The 17,709-nt window shown below is 69.4% G+C and carries 17 protein-coding genes; 2 read left to right on the forward strand and 15 right to left on the reverse strand.

Translation table 11 applies throughout. The features are described from left to right. Positions 1–8: 8 nt before the first annotated feature. The 11 genes from nuoK to AB0B50_RS42525 are packed head-to-tail and all read right to left on the reverse strand — an operon-like array spanning position 9 to position 10,879. Positions 9–308, reverse strand: a complete 300-nt coding sequence (gene nuoK / locus AB0B50_RS42475; protein WP_003974374.1) for an NADH-quinone oxidoreductase subunit NuoK — start codon at positions 306–308, stop codon at positions 9–11. Continuing rightward, the gene (locus AB0B50_RS42480) at positions 305–1,141 is read right to left on the reverse strand and encodes an NADH-quinone oxidoreductase subunit J (RefSeq protein ID WP_362342738.1); all 837 of its coding nucleotides are present in this window, start codon (positions 1,139–1,141) and stop codon (positions 305–307) included. Before AB0B50_RS42480 ends, nuoK begins: the two co-directional genes overlap by 4 nt. Next, complete coding sequence (gene nuoI, locus AB0B50_RS42485; protein ID WP_362342741.1) at positions 1,138–1,797, reverse strand: NADH-quinone oxidoreductase subunit NuoI; 660 nt, start codon at positions 1,795–1,797, stop codon at positions 1,138–1,140. The genes AB0B50_RS42480 and nuoI overlap by 4 nt, the downstream gene beginning before the upstream one ends. Continuing rightward, positions 1,790–3,124 carry an NADH-quinone oxidoreductase subunit NuoH gene (nuoH, locus tag AB0B50_RS42490; protein WP_362342838.1) on the reverse strand — a complete coding sequence of 445 codons (1,335 nt, stop codon included), beginning with the start codon at positions 3,122–3,124 and terminating at the stop codon, positions 1,790–1,792. Before nuoH ends, nuoI begins: the two co-directional genes overlap by 8 nt. A gap of 38 nt (positions 3,125–3,162) precedes the next feature. Further along, complete coding sequence (locus AB0B50_RS42495) at positions 3,163–5,676, reverse strand: NADH-quinone oxidoreductase subunit G (protein WP_362342744.1); 2,514 nt, start codon at positions 5,674–5,676, stop codon at positions 3,163–3,165. After that, complete coding sequence (gene nuoF / locus AB0B50_RS42500) at positions 5,673–7,034, reverse strand: NADH-quinone oxidoreductase subunit NuoF (RefSeq protein WP_362342746.1); 1,362 nt, start codon at positions 7,032–7,034, stop codon at positions 5,673–5,675. Before nuoF ends, AB0B50_RS42495 begins: the two co-directional genes overlap by 4 nt. Then, the gene (nuoE, locus tag AB0B50_RS42505) at positions 7,034–7,885 is read right to left on the reverse strand and encodes an NADH-quinone oxidoreductase subunit NuoE (protein ID WP_362342749.1); all 852 of its coding nucleotides are present in this window, start codon (positions 7,883–7,885) and stop codon (positions 7,034–7,036) included. Before nuoE ends, nuoF begins: the two co-directional genes overlap by 1 nt. Then, a complete protein-coding gene (locus AB0B50_RS42510) occupies positions 7,882–9,216 on the reverse strand; it encodes an NADH-quinone oxidoreductase subunit D (RefSeq protein ID WP_362342751.1) in 1,335 nt (444 codons plus the stop codon). The genes nuoE and AB0B50_RS42510 overlap by 4 nt, the downstream gene beginning before the upstream one ends. Further along, positions 9,216–9,947 carry an NADH-quinone oxidoreductase subunit C gene (locus AB0B50_RS42515; protein ID WP_362342753.1) on the reverse strand — a complete coding sequence of 244 codons (732 nt, stop codon included), beginning with the start codon at positions 9,945–9,947 and terminating at the stop codon, positions 9,216–9,218. The genes AB0B50_RS42510 and AB0B50_RS42515 overlap by 1 nt, the downstream gene beginning before the upstream one ends. Then, a complete protein-coding gene (locus AB0B50_RS42520; protein WP_362342756.1) occupies positions 9,944–10,498 on the reverse strand; it encodes an NADH-quinone oxidoreductase subunit B family protein in 555 nt (184 codons plus the stop codon). Before AB0B50_RS42520 ends, AB0B50_RS42515 begins: the two co-directional genes overlap by 4 nt. A 21-nt stretch (positions 10,499–10,519) precedes the next feature. Further along, entirely contained in the window at positions 10,520–10,879 is a 360-nt protein-coding gene (locus AB0B50_RS42525) for an NADH-quinone oxidoreductase subunit A (RefSeq protein WP_003992243.1), read from the reverse strand. 760 nt (positions 10,880–11,639) lie between these two features. Between AB0B50_RS42525 and AB0B50_RS42530 the strand changes: the two genes are divergently transcribed. Continuing rightward, positions 11,640–12,461 carry a C40 family peptidase gene (locus tag AB0B50_RS42530; protein WP_362342759.1) on the forward strand — a complete coding sequence of 274 codons (822 nt, stop codon included), beginning with the start codon at positions 11,640–11,642 and terminating at the stop codon, positions 12,459–12,461. Positions 12,462–12,545: 84 nt separating this feature from the next. Here the strand turns inward: AB0B50_RS42530 and AB0B50_RS42535 are convergent, their stop codons facing one another. From AB0B50_RS42535 to AB0B50_RS42550, 4 genes are all read right to left on the reverse strand, one after another. Beyond that, positions 12,546–13,697 carry a tetratricopeptide repeat protein gene (locus tag AB0B50_RS42535; protein ID WP_362342762.1) on the reverse strand — a complete coding sequence of 384 codons (1,152 nt, stop codon included), beginning with the start codon at positions 13,695–13,697 and terminating at the stop codon, positions 12,546–12,548. Further along, entirely contained in the window at positions 13,694–14,980 is a 1,287-nt protein-coding gene (locus tag AB0B50_RS42540; protein WP_362342765.1) for an ATP-binding protein, read from the reverse strand. The genes AB0B50_RS42535 and AB0B50_RS42540 overlap by 4 nt, the downstream gene beginning before the upstream one ends. Positions 14,981–15,024: 44 nt before the next feature. After that, positions 15,025–15,351 (reverse strand): putative quinol monooxygenase, encoded by a 327-nt coding sequence (locus AB0B50_RS42545; protein ID WP_362342768.1) that lies wholly within the window; start codon positions 15,349–15,351, stop codon positions 15,025–15,027. A gap of 360 nt (positions 15,352–15,711) precedes the next feature. Further along, positions 15,712–16,998, reverse strand: a complete 1,287-nt coding sequence (locus tag AB0B50_RS42550; RefSeq protein ID WP_362342771.1) for a geranylgeranyl reductase family protein — start codon at positions 16,996–16,998, stop codon at positions 15,712–15,714. A 97-nt stretch (positions 16,999–17,095) separates the two neighbouring features. Here AB0B50_RS42550 and AB0B50_RS42555 point away from each other — a divergent pair, with 97 nt between their 5' ends. Then, positions 17,096–17,647, forward strand: coding sequence for a GNAT family N-acetyltransferase (locus AB0B50_RS42555; RefSeq protein ID WP_362342774.1), 552 nt, complete (start codon positions 17,096–17,098; stop codon positions 17,645–17,647). Positions 17,648–17,709 lie beyond the last annotated feature (62 nt).

The following is a 17,709-nucleotide window of genomic DNA, read 5'->3' on the forward strand; positions in this document are numbered from 1 at the left end:
GCGACCCCTTACAGCTTCATCAGGCTGGCGTCGTCGACCGAGGCCGAGTGGCGGGAACGGAACAGCGACACGATGATCGCGAGCCCGACCACGACCTCCGCGGCGGCGACGACCATCGTGAAGAAGGCGATGATCTGGCCGTCGAGGTTGCCGTGCATCCGGGAGAAGGCCACGAACGCGAGGTTGCAGGCGTTGAGCATGAGCTCGATGCACATGAACACCACGATCGCGTTCCGCCTGATGAGCACGCCGGTCGCGCCGATCGTGAACAACAGGGCGGCGAGATAGAGGTAGTTGACGGGGTTCACTTCGACGCCTCCTCGGTCCGCCCGATGTCGGTCCGCTTGAGGTCGGGCCGCTCCAGGCGATCGGTGGAGCGCTGCTCCAGCGCCCGCAGGTCGTCCAGGGCCTCGTCCGACACGTCGCGGATCTGGCCGCGCTCGCGCAGCGTCCTGTTGACCGTGAGCTCCGACGGGGTGCCGTCGGGGAGCAGGCCCGCGATGTCCACGGCGTTGTGCCGGGCGTAGACACCCGGGGCCGGCAGCGGCGGCAGGTGCTTGCCCTCGCGCACGCGCGCCTCGGCCATCTCGCGCTGGGTCTTGGCACGCTCCGTGCGCTCGCGGTGGGTCATCACCATCGCGCCGACCGTGGCCGTGATGAGCAGGGCGCCGGTGATCTCGAAGGCGAAGACGTACTTGGTGAAGATGAGGGACGCGAGGCCCTCCACATTGCCGCCGGCGTTCGCCTTGCCGAGGCCGTTGAACTCCTTCACCGAGGCGTTCCCGATACCCGCGAAGAGCAGCACCGCGAAGCCGAGGCCGCACAGGGCGGCCAGCCAGCGCTGCCCCTTGATGGTCTCCTTCAGGGAGTCGGCGGCGGTGACGCCGACGAGCATGACCACGAAGAGGAAGAGCATCATGATCGCGCCCGTATAGACGACGATCTGGACGATGCCCAGGAAGTACGCGCCGTTGGCGAGGTAGAACACCGCGAGGATGATCATGGTCCCGGCCAGGCAGAGCGCGCTGTGCACGGCCTTCTTCATGAGGATCGTGCACAGGGCACCGACCACGGCGACCGTGCCGAGCACCCAGAACTGGAAGGCCTCGCCGGTGGAGGTGGTGTAGGCGGCGAGCGTCATCGGCCGACCACCTTCTCCGACGCGGGCTCGCCGTCACCGAAGTCCGCGGCCGCCTCCTGGGGCGTCTCCCCCTTGGAGAGGGCGACTTGGGGGACCGTCCCCGGCGCCGCCTCGGTCACCAGGCCTCGGTAGTAGTCCTGCTCGTCCATGCCCGGGAAGATCGAGTGCGGGCTGTCGACCATGCCCTCTTCCAACCCGGCGAGCAGCTGCTCCTTGGTGTAGATGAGGTTCTCGCGACTGCTGTCGGCCAGCTCGAACTCGTTCGTCATCGTCAACGCGCGCGTGGGGCACGCCTCGATGCACAGGCCGCACAGGATGCAGCGGGCGTAGTTGATCTGGTAGACGCGGCCGTACCGCTCGCCGGGCGAGTACCTCTCCTCGTCCGTGTTGTCCGCGCCCTCCACATAGATGGCGTCCGCGGGACAGGCCCAGGCGCAGAGCTCACAGCCGACGCACTTCTCCAGGCCGTCCGGATGGCGGTTCAGCTGGTGCCTGCCGTGGAAGCGGGGAGCGGTGGTCTTCTGCTGCTCCGGATACTGCTCGGTCAGCCGCTTCTTGAACATGGCCTTGAAGGTCACGCCGAAGCCCGCGACAGGGTTCTGGAACCCCTGCTTCGATTGGTTCGATTCGTGTGACTCCTGGTTCGACTCAGCCATCGGACGCCTCCTTTCCGTCACTTCGGGTTCCGTCACTTTGAGTATCCGGCCCACCACTGACAATCAACTCCCGCTCCTGGCGCGAGCGTCGGCGCGGGACGGGCGGCAGGCTCTGCCCCGGCAGCGGCGGCACGGGGAATCCACCGGCCATCGGGTCGAAGGCGACCGGCTTCTCCTCGGCGGCGGCTTCCTTCTCGCGCTTGTCGCGGAAGATGTCGACGACCACGGAGAGCAAGAGGAGTGCGATGACCCCGCCGCCCACATAGAGCGCGATCGAGGTGAAGTCGTAGTCCTCGTTCCGCATCGCCCTGACCGTGGCGACGAGCATCAGCCAGACGACCGAGACGGGGATCAGGACCTTCCAGCCCAGCTTCATCAGCTGGTCGTAGCGCACGCGTGGCAGCGTGCCGCGCAGCCAGATGAAGAAGAACAGCAACAGCTGGACCTTGATCACGAACCAGAGCATCGGCCACCAGCCGTGGTTCGCGCCCTCCCAGAAGGTGCTGATCGGATACGGGGCCCGCCAGCCGCCCAGGAAGAGCGTGACCGAGACCGCCGAGACGGTGACCATGTTGACGTACTCGGCGAGCATGAACAGCGCGAACTTGATGGAGGAGTACTCGGTGTTGAAGCCACCGACGAGGTCGCCCTCGGACTCCGGCATGTCGAACGGCGCGCGGTTGGTCTCGCCGACCATCGTCACGATGTAGATCAGGAACGAGACGGGCAGCAGCAGCACGTACCAGCGGTCGGCCTGTGCCTCCACGATCGCCGAGGTCGACATCGAACCGGAGTAGAGGAAGACCGAGGCGAAGGCCGCGCCCATCGCGATCTCGTACGAGATCATCTGCGCGCAGGAGCGCAGGCCGCCGAGGAGCGGATACGTGGATCCGGAACTCCAGCCGGCGAGCACGATGCCGTAGATGCCGACGGAGGCGACCGCGAGGATGTAGAGCATCGCGATCGGCAGGTCGGTGAGCTGCATCGTGGTGCGCTGACCGAAGATCGAGACTTCGTTGCCCGCGGGCCCGAAGGGGATCACCGCGATCGCCATGAAGGCCGGGATCGCCGCGACGATCGGGGCAAGGATGTAGACCACCTTGTCCGCGCGCTTGACGATCACGTCTTCCTTGAGCATCAGCTTGATGCCGTCCGCGAGGGACTGGAGCAGTCCCCAGGGGCCGTGCCGGTTGGGGCCGATGCGCAGCTGCATCCAGGCGACGACCTTGCGCTCCCACACGATGGAGAAGAGGACCGTCACCATCAGGAACGCGAAGCAGAAGACCGCCTTGAGGGCGATCAGCCACCAGGGGTCGCGGCCGAACATGGACAGGTCTTCCGCCGCAAGCGGCACCACAGTGTGCGTCACGACGTCACCTCCGGGGCCTCAGTGGACTCCGGCAGGACCGCCGGGCCGATGCGGACGAGGTCGCCGGGGTGCGCGCCGGTGTCCGAAGTGACGCCTCCCCCGGTCGAGTTCAGCGGCAGCCAGACCACGCGGTCGGGCATCTCCGTGATCTGGAGGGGCAGTTCGGTCGACCCCGCGGGACCGGAGACGGCGAGGGTGTCGCCGTCCTTCACGCCCGCCTCGGCCGCCGTGGCCGCCGACACGCGCGCGTGGGCGGCGTGCCGCGTGCCGGCCAGCGCCTCGTCGCCGTCCTGGAGGCGGCCCTGGTCGAGCAGCAGCCGGTGTCCGGCGAGCACGGCCTCCCCCGCCGCGGGCCGCGGCGGCTGGGACCCCGTCTCCAGGGGCTCGGTGGCATGCGGTCCGTCCCAGGCGCCGAGCCGCTCCAGCTCGCGGCGCAGGGTGACCAGGTCGGGCAGGCCGAGGTGGACGTCACCGGCGTCGGCCAGCATGTGCAGCACGCGCGCGTCGGTGGGCGCCAGCCTGCGCGTCATCTGGTCGGGCTTGAGCGCGGCGTCGAACATCCGCACCCTGCCCTCCCAGTTGAGGAACGTGCCGGGCTTCTCGGCGACCGCGGCCACGGGCAGGACCACGTCGGCCCGCTCCGTCACCTCGCTGGGCCGCAGCTCCAGCGAGACCAGGAAGCCGACCTCGTCCAGCGCCTCACGCGCGCGTGCCGGGTCCGGCAGGTCGGCGACCTCGACACCCGCCACGAGAAGAGCGCCGAGTTCGCCGGTCGCGGCGGCCTCGACGATCTGGCCGGTGTCGCGGCCGTAGCGGTGCGGGAGTTCGGCGACGCCCCAGGCGGCGGCGACCTCGTCCCGCGCGCGCGGGTCGGTGGCCGGACGCCCGCCGGGCAACAGCGAGGGCAGCGCGCCCACCTCGATGGCGGCGCGCTCGCCGGCCCTGCGCGGGATCCAGACCAGCCGTGCCCCGGTCGCGGACGCGGCGCGCACGGCCGCGGTGAGCCCACCGGGCACCGCCGCGAGCCGCTCGCCGACCACGATGACCGAGCCGTCGCCGCGCAGCGCCTCGGCGGCCTTCGCCCCGTCGTCCGCGAGGCCGACGCCCGCGGCGAGCGCGTCCAGCCACTCCGTCTCGGTGCCGGGAGCCGCGGCCAGCAGCGTGCCGCCCGCCTTCTCCAGGCCGCGGGTGGCGTGCGTGGCGAGGGAGAAGGTGCGCTGGCCGTGCTTGCGCCAGGCCTTGCGCAGCCTCAGGAAGACGCCGGGCGCCTCCTCCTCGGACTCGAACCCGGCGAGCAGGACGGCGGGCGCCTTCTCCAGGAGGGCGTACGTGACGCCGCTCCCGTCGAGGTCCCTGCCCCGCCCGGCGACGCGCGCCGCGAGGAAGTCGGCCTCCTCGCTGCTGTGCACGCGCACGCGGAAGTCGATGTCGTTCGTGTCGAGGGCCACGCGCGCGTACTTGCTGTACGCGTAGGCGTCCTCCACGGTGAGCCGGCCGCCGGTCAGCACACCGGCCCGGCCGCGCGCGGCGGCGAGACCGCGGGCCGCGACCTCCAGGGCCTCGGGCCAACTGGCGGGCTCCAGCTCGCCGGTCGAGGCGTTGCGCACCAAGGGAGTGGTGAGCCGGTCCGGCTTCTGCGCGTAACGGAAGCCGAAGCGCCCCTTGTCGCAGATCCACTCCTCGTTGACCTCGGGGTCGTCCTGCGCGAGGCGCCGCATGACCTTGCCGCGCCGGTGGTCCGTGCGGGTCGCGCAGCCGCCCGAGCAGTGCTCGCACACCGAGGGCGAGGAGACCAGGTCGAACGGGCGGGAGCGGAAGCGATACGCCGCCGAGGTGAGCGCGCCGACCGGGCAGATCTGGATGGTGTTCCCGGAGAAGTACGACTCGAAGGGATCGCCCTCGCCGGTGCCGACCTGCTGGAGGGCGCCCCGCTCGATGAGCTCGATCATCGGGTCGCCCGCGATCTGGTTGCTGAACCGGGTGCAGCGCGCGCACAGCACGCACCGCTCGCGGTCGAGCAGGACCTGCGTGGAGATCGGCACCGGCTTCTCGTACGTCCGCTTCTTGCCCTCGAAGCGGGAGTCCGGGTCGCCGACCTGCATCGCCTGGTTCTGCAGCGGGCACTCGCCGCCCTTGTCGCAGACCGGGCAGTCCAACGGGTGGTTGATGAGCAGGAGTTCCATCACGCCGCGCTGCGACTTCTCCGCGACGGGCGAGGTCAGCTGCGACTTCACGACCATGCCGTCGGTGCACGTGATGGTGCAGGACGCCATCGGCTTGCGCTGGCCCTCCACCTCGACGATGCACTGGCGGCAGGCGCCCGCGGGGTCGAGCAGCGGGTGGTCGCAGAACCGCGGGATCTCGATGCCGAGGAGTTCGGCGGCCCGGATCACCAACGTCCCCTTGGGGACGCTGATCTCGATGCCGTCGATGGTCAGCGAGACGAGGTCCTCGGGCGGAACCGCCGCCTCCCCGCCCCCGGAGGGAGCGCTATTAGTGGTCACTGTCATGCGTTCACCTCCGTGGTGCGGGAGGGCCGGTCGGCCCAGAGAGTCGACTTGGCCGGGTCGAAGGGGCAGCCCCTGCCGGTGATGTGCTGCTCGTACTCCTCGCGGAAGTACTTGAGCGAGGAGAAGATCGGCGAGGCGGCGCCGTCGCCGAGGGCGCAGAAGGACTTGCCGTTGATGTTGTCGGCGATGTCGTTCAGCTTGTCGAGGTCGGCCATGACGCCCTTGCCGGCCTCGATGTCGCGGAGCAACTGCACGAGCCAGTACGTCCCTTCGCGGCAGGGAGTGCACTTGCCGCAGGACTCATGGGCGTAGAACTCGGTCCAGCGGGTCACGGCCCGCACGACGCACGTCGTCTCGTCGAAGCACTGCAGCGCCTTCGTGCCGAGCATCGAGCCGGCGGCGCCCACGCCCTCGTAGTCGAGCGGGACGTCGAGGCGCTCGTCGGTGAACATCGGCGTCGAAGAGCCGCCGGGCGTCCAGAACTTGAGCCGGTGCCCGGCCCGCATGCCGCCGCTCATGTCGAGCAGCTGGCGCAGCGTGATGCCGAGCGGGGCTTCGTACTGGCCGGGGTTGGTGACGTGCCCGCTGAGCGAGTAGAGCGTGAAGCCGGGCGACTTCTCGCTCCCCATCGACTTGAACCAGTCCTTTCCGCGATTGAGGATCGCGGGAACGGATGCGATGGACTCGACGTTGTTCACCACAGTGGGGCATGCGTAGAGGCCCGCGACGGCAGGGAAAGGGGGACGCAGTCGCGGCTGGCCGCGGCGGCCTTCGAGCGAGTCGAGCAGCGCGGTCTCCTCACCACAGATGTACGCGCCCGCGCCCGCGTGCACGGTGAGTTCGAGATCGAGTCCGCTGCCCAGGACGTTCTTGCCGAGGTAGCCCGCCGCATAGGCCTCGCGCACGGCCTCGTGCAACCGCCGCAGCACAGGGACGACTTCACCGCGCAGATAGATGAAGGCATGCGAAGAGCGGATCGCGTAGCACGCGATGACGATGCCCTCGATGAGGGAATGCGGGTTCGCGAAGAGGAGCGGGATGTCCTTGCAGGTCCCCGGCTCCGACTCGTCGGCGTTGACAACTAGATAGTGCGGCTTGCCGTCTCCCTGCGGAATGAACTGCCACTTCATCCCGGTGGGGAAGCCCGCGCCGCCGCGGCCCCGCAGGCCCGCGTCCTTCACGTACGCGATGAGGTCGTCCGGCGCCATGGCGAGCGCCTTGCGCAGGCCCTCGTACCCCTCGTGGCGCCGGTAGGTCTCCAGGGACCAGGGCTTCTCCTCGTCCCAGAAGGCCGAAAGGACCGGCGCGAGCAGCTTCTCGGGGCTGGTCTCGTTGTTGATCTCGGCTGCCAAGGTCATCACTCCCCCTCCTCGGCGGTCGGTCCGGCCGGGTGCGCCGGGTCGGACGCCGAGGTCTGCTGCGGTGCGTCGTGCGAGCTGAGGTGCTCGGCGGCCGCCTCGTCCTGAGGGGCTCCCTCGCGCGGGTGGACCACGCGCGGCTGCGCCACCTCGCCCTTGGCCAGGCGGAGTCCGATCAGCGAGGCGGGGCCCGCGCCGCCGCTCGCGTCGACGGCGCCGGGCCGCTCGTCCGGGAAGCCCGCCAGGATCCGGGCGGTCTCCTTGTATGTGCAGATCGGCGCCCCGCGCGTGGGCTCGACCTGGACTCCCGCGCGCAGGTCGTCGACGAGGCGCTTGGCGGACTCGGGGGTCTGGTTGTCGAAGAACTCCCAGTTGACCATCACCACGGGGGCGAAGTCGCAGGCCGCGTTGCACTCGATGTGTTCGAGCGTGATCTTGCCGTCCTCGGTGGTCTCGTCGTTGCCGACGCCGAGGTGCTGCTTGAGCTCGTCGAAGATCGCGTCGCCGCCCATGACCGCGCACAGGGTGTTGGTGCAGACACCGACCTGGTAGTCGCCCGAGGGCTTGCGCCGGTACATGGTGTAGAAGGTCGCGACGGCCGTGACCTCGGCCGTGGTCAGACCGAGCACATCGGCGCAGAACTGCATGCCGGTGCGGGTGACATGGCCCTCCTCGGACTGCACCAGGTGCAGCAGCGGGAGGAGCGCGGACCGCGACCCCGGGTAGCGGGCGATGATGTCCTTGGCGTCCGCCTCCAACCGGGCCCGCACATCCGACGGGTAGTCGGGGGCGGGGAGTTGGGGCATGCCCAGGCTGACGCCCGCGCCCTGCTCTGAAGGAGTGGTGGTCACCGGTCGACGCCTCCCATCACGGGGTCGATGGACGCGACGGCGACGATGACGTCGGCGACCTGGCCGCCCTCGCACATCGCCGCCATGGCCTGCAGGTTGGTGAAGGACGGGTCGCGGAAGTGGACCCGGTAGGGGCGGGTGCCCCCGTCGGAGACGACATGCACGCCGAGTTCGCCCTTGGGGGACTCGACAGCGGCGTACGCCTGTCCGGGCGGGACCCGGAAGCCCTCGGTCACCAGCTTGAAGTGGTGGATGAGGGCCTCCATGGAGGTGCCCATGATCTTCTTGATGTGGTCGAGCGAGTTGCCCAACCCGTCCGGCCCGAGCGCGAGTTGCGCGGGCCAGGCGATCTTCTTGTCGGCGACCATGACCGGGCCGGGGGCGAGCCGGTCCAGGCACTGCTCGACGATGCGCAGCGACTGCCGCATCTCTTCGAGGCGGATCAGGAAGCGGCCGTACGAGTCGCAGGTGTCCGCGGTCGGGATGTCGAAGTCGTAGTTCTCGTAGCCGCAGTAGGGCTGGGACTTGCGCAGGTCGTGCGGGAGACCGGCCGAGCGCAGCACGGGGCCCGTGGCGCCGAGCGCCATGCAGCCGGCGAGGTCGAGGTAGCCGACGTCCTGCATACGGGCCTTGAAGATGGGGTTCCCGGTGGCGAGCTTGTCGTACTCCGGGAGGTTCTTCTTCATCTGCTTCACGAACTCGCGGAGCTGGTCCACGGCGCCCGGGGGCAGGTCCTGGGCCAGTCCGCCCGGCCGGATGTACGCGTGGTTCATCCGCAGGCCGGTGATGAGTTCGTAGATGTCGAGAATGAGTTCACGATCACGGAAGCCGTAGATCATGATCGTCGTGGCGCCGAGCTCCATGCCGCCGGTGGCGATGCACACCAGGTGCGAGGAGAGGCGGTTGAGCTCCATGAGGAGCACGCGGATGATCGAGGCGCGGTCGGGGATCTGGTCCTCGATGCCGAGGAGCTTCTCGACGCCGAGGCAGTACGCCGTCTCGTTGAAGAACGGCGTCAGATAGTCCATGCGCGTGACGAACGTCGTGCCCTGCGTCCACGTGCGGTACTCGAGGTTCTTCTCGATGCCCGTGTGCAGATAGCCGATGCCGCAGCGGGCCTCGGAGACGGTCTCGCCCTCGATCTCCAGGATCAGCCGGAGCACGCCGTGCGTGGACGGGTGCTGCGGCCCCATGTTGACGATGATGCGCTCGTCGTCGGCCTTGGCCGCGGACTGGACGACCTCGTCCCAGTCGCCGCCGGTGACTGTATATACAGTCCCCTCGGTCGTCTCGCGGGCGGAAGCATGGGAAGTTCCCTGAGTTGCAGACATCAGCTGTACGACCTCCGCTGGTCCGGAGCCGGGATCTGGGCGCCCTTGTACTCGACGGCGATACCGCCGAGGGGGTAGTCCTTGCGCTGCGGGAAGCCCTGCCAGTCGTCCGGCATCATGATCCGCGTCAGCGCCGGGTGGCCGTCGAAGATCAGACCGAAGAAGTCGTACGTCTCGCGCTCGTGCCAGTCGTTGGTCGGATAGACCGCGACCAGCGAGGGAACGTGCGGATCGGCGTCGGGCGCGCTGACTTCGAGCCGGATCAGCCGGTTGTGGGTGATCGAGCGCAGGTGGTAGACGGCGTGGAGCTCGCGGCCCTTGTCGCCGAGGAAGTGCACCCCGCTCACGCCCGTGCAGAGCTCGAAGCGCAGGGCCGGGTCGTCGCGCAGGGTCTGGGCGACGCGGACGAGGTGTTCGCGCGCGATGTGGAAGGTGAGCTCGTCGCGGTCGACGACCGTCTTCTCGATCGCGTTCTCCGGGAGGAGGCCCTGCTCTTCGAGTGCCCCCTCCAGTTCGTCGGCGACCTCGTCGAACCAGCCGCCGTAGGGGCGCGAGGAGGCGCCGGGCAGCGTGACGGTCCGTACGAGCCCGCCGTAGCCGGAGGTGTCGCCGCCGTTGTCGGCGCCGAACATGCCCCTGCGTACGCCGATGACCTCGCCGGACTCGCCGCGCGGGGCGGGTACGCCGTTGCCGTTCGGGTGCTCGTCGTGCGAGTCGTGCGAGTCGCTCACCGCAGCAGCCCCTTCATCTCAATGGTGGGGAGCGCCTTGAGGGCCGCCTCCTCCGCCTCGCGGGCCGCTTCTTCCGCGTTCACGCCGAGCTTGGAGCCCTGGACCTTCTGGTGGAGCTTGAGAATCGCGTCCATCAGCATCTCGGGGCGTGGCGGGCATCCTGGCAAATAGATGTCAACCGGGACAACATGGTCCACACCTTGCACAATCGCATAATTGTTGAACATCCCGCCTGATGATGCGCAAACCCCCATGGAAATGACCCACTTGGGGTTGGGCATCTGGTCATAGACCTGCCGCAGCACCGGCGCCATCTTCTGGCTCACCCGTCCTGCCACGATCATCAGGTCCGCCTGGCGCGGTGAGCCGCGGAAGACCTCCATGCCGAAACGCGCCAGGTCGTACCGCCCGGCGCCGGTCGTCATCATCTCGATGGCGCAGCACGCGAGGCCGAACGTGGCGGGGAACATGGATGACTTGCGCACCCAGCCCGCGGCTTGTTCGACGGTCGTCAGCAGAAAACCGCTCGGCAGTTTCTCTTCGAGTCCCATGCTCTATGGCCCCTCAGACCTTTAGTCCCATTCCAGGCCGCCGCGCCGCCATACGTACGCGTACGCGACGAAGACGGTGAGCACGAAGAGCAGCATCTCCACGAGCCCGAAAATCCCCAGCGCGTCGAAGGTGACGGCCCAGGGATAGAGGAAGACGATCTCGATGTCGAAGACGATGAAGAGCATCGCCGTCAGGTAGTACTTGATGGGGAATCGCCCACCACCGGCCGGCGTCGGCGTCGGCTCGATGCCGCATTCGTAGGCTTCGAGCTTTGCGCGGTTGTACCGCTTTGGACCGATAAGCGTGGCCATGACCACGGAGAAGATCGCAAAGCCTGCCCCGAGGGCTCCCAGCACGAGGATGGGCGCATAGGCGTTCACGCTCCTCGCTCCTCTCAGTCGGCACTGACTGTTGGCGGTTGCGTCGGACCAGGCCCTGAATCCCATCGAAGATCGCTTACATGTGAAGCAGGTCACAAGCCCAACTGCCCCGCATCTTATGCCCGGCGGTCTGTGATCTGCGACACGGGGTACGACAACGGCTTTGTGATCTCCACCACCTGACGAAGGATCATGAAGTCGGATGAGCGGTGATCTTCGTACGCGAAGCGCCTGAGTGATCACCAGAGGTGACATCTCAGCTCGTCATGCCTGGTCGAAGCGGTGTCGCCCTATCAAGATGTGGCCGCTGCAAGCAAATTGGCGCTGGACACGATCACTTGATAGAGGAGCCGCGTTCACACTTTGGCGGCAGGGGTGTGGACGGATGTGGACGCGTGCGCCGATTCACGAGCGCGTCGAACCCCGGCCGAGGGGTACTCGAAAACTCCGGGAGATCTCGGGGAGGTCTCAGCGAGGTCTCAGGGAGACCCCCCGAGGGGCACCGGTGTGACCTGTGCCACACAGCCCGTCGCGCCGAATAAACCGGGCTTGGCCAACCGGCTCAACCGGTGGTAGACCGAGGGCAATTCGGACGTATCGCAGAAAACCCATGATCACAGGCGTGATCAGCGCTGTCCGCATTGCCCGTTACGGCGTCAATAAAGAGCGACACGCCCGGGATTCGGCCGCGAGAACCGCAACTGTGGCGCAGCACACGTTTCTTGAAGGGAACCGTGAGTCCCTGATAGCGGTTGTTCTCATGTCCCACACCGCTCACATACCCAGCCACCGGAAGCCCCGTCGCAGCGCCACTAAGGTCGCCCTGCGCGCCGGAGTTGCCGGTGGCGTCCTCAGCACCCTGGCAGTGGCCGCGGCGGCCGGTACGGCGAACGCGGCCGAGCCGGTGACCGAGACCATCGAGATGCCCACGCTCTCCACCGATCTGTCCGCGCAGATCGCGCAGTCGGCGGACGCCACCCAGCAGGCCGCCGACACCTACGAGTCGCGTGCCGAGCAGGACGCGGCCGCCACCAAGGCCGCCAAGCAGGCCGCGGAGGACCAGGCGCAGGCGGAGAAGAAGGCCGAGGCGAAGCGCAAGGCCGAGGCCGCCGCCAAGAAGAAGGCGGAGGAGGAGCGCGCCTCGCGTTCCGCCGAGCGCACGAACCTCACCACGCAGTCCGGCGGCGGCTCCTCCGCGAGCACCTCCGACTCGGTGGCCCCGGCCAGCGGCAGCGTTGGCACGGTCATCAGCTTCCTCAAGGCCCAGCTGGGCGACGCGTATGTGATGGGTGCCTCGGGCCCCAACGCCTGGGACTGCTCCAGCCTGGTGCAGGCCGCGTTCAAGCAGGCGGGCGTGAACCTTCCGCGCGTCTCGCAGGACCAGTCGGTCTCCGGCACGCCGGTCTCGCTCTCCAACATCCAGGTGGGCGACATTCTTTACTGGGGTGGCGCGGGCTCCGCGTACCACGTCGGTGTGTACATCGGTAACGGCCAGTACCTGGACGCCGCCAACCCCAGCAAGGGCGTTGTCATCCAGGACCTGTCGGGTTACCCCGCCTCGGGCGCCGTGCGCGTCCTCTGAGGGCCGTACACAGGCACACGACGAAGGGCCGGAACCCCAGCGGGGTTCCGGCCCTTCGCGCGCTCTCAGCGCCGCCTCACGCCCTCAGCGCCGCCGCGCGGCCTCCCGGAACGTCTTGCGTACGGAGGGACGGTCGACCCACATCGTCAGGAGCGTCGTCCCCAGGGCGGCCCAGAAGAGCGTGGTGGGCAGCCCGCGTTCGGTCCACGGCACCAGGGTGAGCAGCAACGTGCACGCCATCACGGCCGCGGACTGCCCGGCGGCGAGCCGCGCCCATCCGTCGCGGCGCAGCAAGGAACGCACGTTCAGGCGGACGCCCTTGCGCCGCCGGTGGAACCGCAGCGCCGCACCGAGCAGCCAGATCACGGTGAGCGGAACCAGGTCCCACAGCCGCTGGCCGAGGGCGAGCGGCAGCTCGCGCGGGGTCTCGCCGTCCGTCGTGAAGAGGTCGAGGCCCGAGGCGATGAGGGCGAGGCAGAACAGGGCGAGCCAGCGGGTGCCGCGCAGCATCCGGTAGGTGGCGGCGTCGAGCTGGGCCCGCATGTCCGCCGACTCCGGGGCGACGGCGAGCGCGTCGGCATACAGGTCGGCGGCGTCGGCGGCCCGGACGCCCGGTGCCTCGGCGGCTCGACGCGTCTGCCCGCTCAGCGCCTCCGCATGGGTCGGGTCGAGCCGCAGGATGGCGCGCTCCATCGCGTCGGCCGTGTCCGCGTCCCCGGAGAGGTCCGCGATGAACAGCGCCTTCTCGTACGGGCCGATCTCCTCGGGGGCGAGCCGGATCGCCTCCTGGACCAGCTCCCTCGCCTCCCCCGCCACCGCGTCGATGTCCGCGGTCTCGATGCGGCCGGTCCCGATCTCCTGGCCACGGCGGACGATGTTCCGCCGGAAGAGGAGATCGGCGAGCATCGAGTAACTGCCCCAGAAGTGCGGGCTGAGCCGGATCGCCGTGCGCAGCGCCGCTTCCGCTTCGTCGAAGCCCCGGCCGCTCAGGCGCAGCGCCTGCGCGTGCACGAGCAGCACGTTGACGTTCTCGGGCGTGAGCCGCAGGGCCCGCTCGGTCGCCTCCAGTGCCTGTTGCGGGCGGTCGGCCCGCAGGTGGCAGCGGGCGAGCTGCTCCCATGCCGCGACGTCGTCGGGCTCCTCGGCGAGCCGCCGCCCGAGGAGCTCCACCGCCTCGTCGTGCCGCCCGAGGGACACGAGTCCCTCGGCCCGCTCGACCGCCTGGTCCAGACTCATAGCTTCCGCTTCTTCTTGAGGTACGTCACGAGGTCGTCGTAGGTGCCGCCCTCGTTCGCGTACATCGCCACGTTGCGGGCGGACGCGAACCAGGGGTCGGCGGACGGCACGGTCTGCTTGACCGCGCCGAGCAGGTCCTTCATGCCGATCATGCGGACGGTGCCGGTGCGCGCCGAGTCGAGCAGCGCGCTCTCGGCGGCCACCTCGCAGACATGCGCGAGGTCGGCACCGGAGAGGCCTTCGGTGGCCTTGGCGAGCTTGCCCAAGTCGATGTTCTCGATGGGGCGTTCGCGCAGGTGGTAGCGGAGGATGGCCTCGCGGGCCGGGGCGTCGGGCGGCAGCACGAGCAGGGTGCGGTCGAAGCGGCCGGGGCGGCGCAGGGCGAGGTCGACGTCCCAGGGAACGTTCGTGGCGGCGAGCACGAAGACGCCCTCGTTGGCCGCGGCGTCGACGCCGTCGAGCTCGGTGAGCAGCTGGTTGACGGTGTTGCGCATACCGCTGCTCTGGGTGCGGCTGCGCTTGCCGCCCAGGGCGTCCAGCTCGTCCAGGAACACGACGCAGGGGGCCTGGCGGCGGGCGGTCTCGAAGACCTCGTGCATGTTGCGTTCGGAGTTGCCGATCCACATGTCGAGCACGTCGTTGACCGACACCGACAGGAAGCCGGCGCCGAGTTCACCGGCGACGGCGCGGGCGATGAAGGTCTTGCCGCAGCCGGGCGGCCCGTACAGGAGCAGTCCGCCGCGCAGGCTCTTGCCGTACAGCTTGCGCAGTTCGGGGTTGCGCAGGGGGGCGAGGAACGCGGCTTCCAGGCGGTCCTTGACGTCCTGCATGCCGCCGACGTCGGCGAGCCGTACGGCACCGGGCGCCGCCGTGTCCTCGACGTCCCACGCCTCCGCGTCGCCGGGGTCCCCGCTGCCGTCCTCGGCGAGCGGCGCCTCCACGAAGCGGGGCGGAACGGCGTCGCCGACCTGGTCCTCGGCGGCGTGCCAGTCGAAGCCCTGCGGCGCGCCTGGAGCCTGTGACCCTGGCGCGGCGGGCGCCTGCGGCTTCGGCTCGGCGGGAGCCTGCGGTGCCGGGGGCATCCCCATGGCCCGGCCCATCAGCTCCCGGGCCTGGGCATCGCCCGGCGCGTGCTGGAGGGCGATTGCCACCTCGGCCACGGCGGCGTCGACGTGCCCCGCGTCCAGGAGCAGTTGGGCGAGGTGCAGGCGGAGCGGTACGTCCTGGGGCGCCGCCGAGACAGCGGTGCGCAAGCTGACTATGAGGGGGGAATCGGCCGACATGGCGCCCACTGTACGAAGCGGGCGCCACTGTCGAGCAGGCGGGCTCAGGCTTCCACGGCCAGCTCCCCCATCGGCCCCCAACCCGCGTTCGGGATGTCGGCGTTGATGATCTCGGGGGTGGCGGCGATGAGCCCGGCCATCGTCTCCAGGCCCGCCTTGAAGTGGTCGGACTGGACGTGCACCGCGCCCGCCTCGGCGTCCCGGAAGCCCTCCAGGAGGACGTACTGGTTCGGGTCGTCGACGCTGCGCGACCAGTCGAAGAAGAGGTTGCCCTCCTCGGCGCGGGTGGCGGCGGTGAACGCGGCGGTGCGCTCCAGCCAGGACTCGGCGTGCTCGGGGCGGACGGTGAACTTCACTGCGATGAAAATCATCCGTCCACCCTGCCTCTGACCAGGCACTCGGACCAAATCGGGCGATTGGGCCCCTGGCGCGACCGGCGGCTTGGGCACGACCGGCGCCTTGGGCGCGACCGGCGCCTTACCGGCCGCGACGCCGACGGCCGGCCCCGCCGCCCGGCTGCGCTCGACGTGCACCACACCGCGATCGAACCGTCCCGTCCGTCCGGCATGCGGCGGGACGTGCGAGTTGGTCACGGCACGGCGAGCCCTCGCGACCTCGCGCTGATCACACAACGCCGCGGCACACCTTCGGGGCGAAGACGTCGCCCCGAAGTCGCCCCGAAGGTGATGCGCACCAGTGTCACCGGATCCGAAGCCGACCGCCTTGAATCATCATGAACGCGGAGCCACCTTGCTCAGGCCGTTGATGACACGGTCCATCGCGTCGCCGCCCGTCGGGTCCGTCAGGTTCGCCAGCATCTTCAGCGTGAACTTCATCAGGATGGGGTGGGTCAGACCGCGCTGGGTGGCGATCTTCATGACCTTCGGGTTGCCGATGAGCTTCACGAAGGCGCGGCCCAGCGTGTAGTAGCCGCCGTAGGTGTCCTTGAGCGTCTGCGGGTAGTTCTGCAGCGCCAGTTCACGCTGGGCGGGGGTGGCACGCGCGTGTGCCTGCACGATGACGTCCGCCGCGATCTGGCCGGACTCCATGGCGTACGCGATGCCCTCGCCGTTGAAGGGGTTCACCAGGCCGCCCGCGTCGCCGACCAGGAGCAGGCCCTTGGTGTAGTGCGGCTGGCGGTTGAAGGCCATCGGCAGGGCGGCGCCCCGGATCGGCATCGTCATGTTCTCCGGGGTGTAGCCCCAGTCCTCCGGCATCGAGGCGCACCAGGCCTTGAGGACCTCGCGCCAGTCCAGCTCGCGGAAGGCCTTGGAGGAGTTGAGGATGCCGAGGCCGACGTTCGACGTGCCGTCGCCCATGCCGAAGATCCAGCCGTAGCCGGGCAGGAGCCGGTCCTCGCCGGGCCCGCGCCGGTCCCACAGCTCCAGCCAGGACTCCAGGTAGTCGTCGTCGTGGCGGGGCGAGGTGAAGTAGGTCCGTACGGCGACGCCCATCGGACGGTCCTCACGGCGGTGCAGGCCCATGGCGAGCGAGATCCGCGAGGAGTTGCCGTCGGCCGCGACGACGAGCGGGGCGTGGAAGGTGACCGGGGTCTTCTCCTCGCCGAGCTTGGCGTGCACGCCGGTGACGCGGCCGGTGCGGTCGTCGATGATCGGGGCGCCGACGTTGCAGCGCTCGTGCAGGCGCGCGCCCGCCTTCTGCGCCTGCCGGGCCAGCTGCTCGTCGAAGTCGTCGCGCTTCCGTACGAGGCCGTAGTCGGGGTAGGAGGCGAGATCCGGCCAGTCCAGCTGCAGCCGCACACCGCCGCCGATGATGCGAAGGCCCTTGTTCCGGAGCCAGCCCGCCTCTTCGGAGATGTCGATGCCCATGGACACGAGCTGTTTGGTGGCGCGCGGAGTCAGGCCGTCGCCGCAGACCTTCTCCCGCGGAAACGCGGTCTTTTCAAGGAGGAGTACATCGAGCCCGGCCTTCGCCAGGTAGTACGCCGTCGTCGAACCGGCGGGCCCGGCTCCGACGACAATTACGTCCGCGGTGTGTTCGGAGAGGGGCTCGGTCACGGCGGGTTCTCCCCAAGGCTCGAAATCTGTGTGCCGACCGGCACGGGATATGGGCAGTCTATGAGGCGGTACTGATCAGCCAGCCGAAGGGCCACACGTGACCGAGCAGACCGAGACCCTGCCCGCGCTGCACCTCCCCGAAGTGCAGCTGCGCGTCCCCACCCATGAGGACGCCTTCGTCTGGCACAGGCTCTTCGACGACCCCGAGGTCATGGAGTTCTTCGGCGGCGCGTCCGCCGAGCTGTCCATGTACGAGGAGCTGACCGCCCGGCAGCGCAGACACGACGCCGAACTGGGCTACTGCCTGTGGACGTTGCTCGACCCCGCGGGCGAGCCGATCGGCTTCGCGGGCGGCCAGCCCTGGCCCCGCCCCTGGGGCCCGACCGGCGAGATCGAGATCGGCTGGCGGCTGGCCCGCTCGGCCTGGGGCAAGGGGTACGCGACCGCCGCGGCCCACGCCACCGTCGAACGGCTGCGCGCGGTGGGCGTGCCGAGCGTGGTGGCGATGGTCGTCGACGGCAACAAGCGCTCCATCGCGGTGACCCGGCGGCTCGGCATGGAGCGCGCCGAGTCGTTCACCACTCCCCCGCGGATCCCGGGCGTCGAGGCGTCACGGCGCACGGCCCACTGCTTCCGGCTCACCCTGTAGCGGGGCTACCCTGCCCGTACGGCAGGGGGTGACATCTGTGCGCAAACCGCCCGAGACGCCGG

This window comes from Streptomyces sp. NPDC041068 (genome assembly GCF_040647455.1).
GTDB lineage: Bacteria > Actinomycetota > Actinomycetes > Streptomycetales > Streptomycetaceae > Streptomyces.

Excerpts from the sequence above, each read along its gene's own strand:
- AB0B50_RS42480 (WP_362342738.1), bottom strand. The coding sequence starts at position 1,141 with ATGACGCTCGCCGCCTACACCACCTCCACCGGCGAGGCCTTCCAGTTC.
- AB0B50_RS42530 (WP_362342759.1), top strand. The coding sequence starts at position 11,640 with ATGTCCCACACCGCTCACATACCCAGCCACCGGAAGCCCCGTCGCAGC.
- nuoI (WP_362342741.1), bottom strand. The coding sequence starts at position 1,797 with ATGGCTGAGTCGAACCAGGAGTCACACGAATCGAACCAATCGAAGCAG.
- AB0B50_RS42535 (WP_362342762.1), bottom strand. The coding sequence starts at position 13,697 with ATGAGTCTGGACCAGGCGGTCGAGCGGGCCGAGGGACTCGTGTCCCTC.
- AB0B50_RS42540 (WP_362342765.1), bottom strand. The coding sequence starts at position 14,980 with ATGTCGGCCGATTCCCCCCTCATAGTCAGCTTGCGCACCGCTGTCTCG.
- AB0B50_RS42520 (WP_362342756.1), bottom strand. The coding sequence starts at position 10,498 with ATGGGACTCGAAGAGAAACTGCCGAGCGGTTTTCTGCTGACGACCGTC.
- AB0B50_RS42510 (WP_362342751.1), bottom strand. The coding sequence starts at position 9,216 with ATGTCTGCAACTCAGGGAACTTCCCATGCTTCCGCCCGCGAGACGACC.
- nuoF (WP_362342746.1), bottom strand. The coding sequence starts at position 7,034 with ATGACCTTGGCAGCCGAGATCAACAACGAGACCAGCCCCGAGAAGCTG.
- AB0B50_RS42495 (WP_362342744.1), bottom strand. The coding sequence starts at position 5,676 with ATGACAGTGACCACTAATAGCGCTCCCTCCGGGGGCGGGGAGGCGGCG.
- AB0B50_RS42545 (WP_362342768.1), bottom strand. The coding sequence starts at position 15,351 with ATGATTTTCATCGCAGTGAAGTTCACCGTCCGCCCCGAGCACGCCGAG.
- nuoH (WP_362342838.1), bottom strand. The coding sequence starts at position 3,124 with ATGTTCGGCCGCGACCCCTGGTGGCTGATCGCCCTCAAGGCGGTCTTC.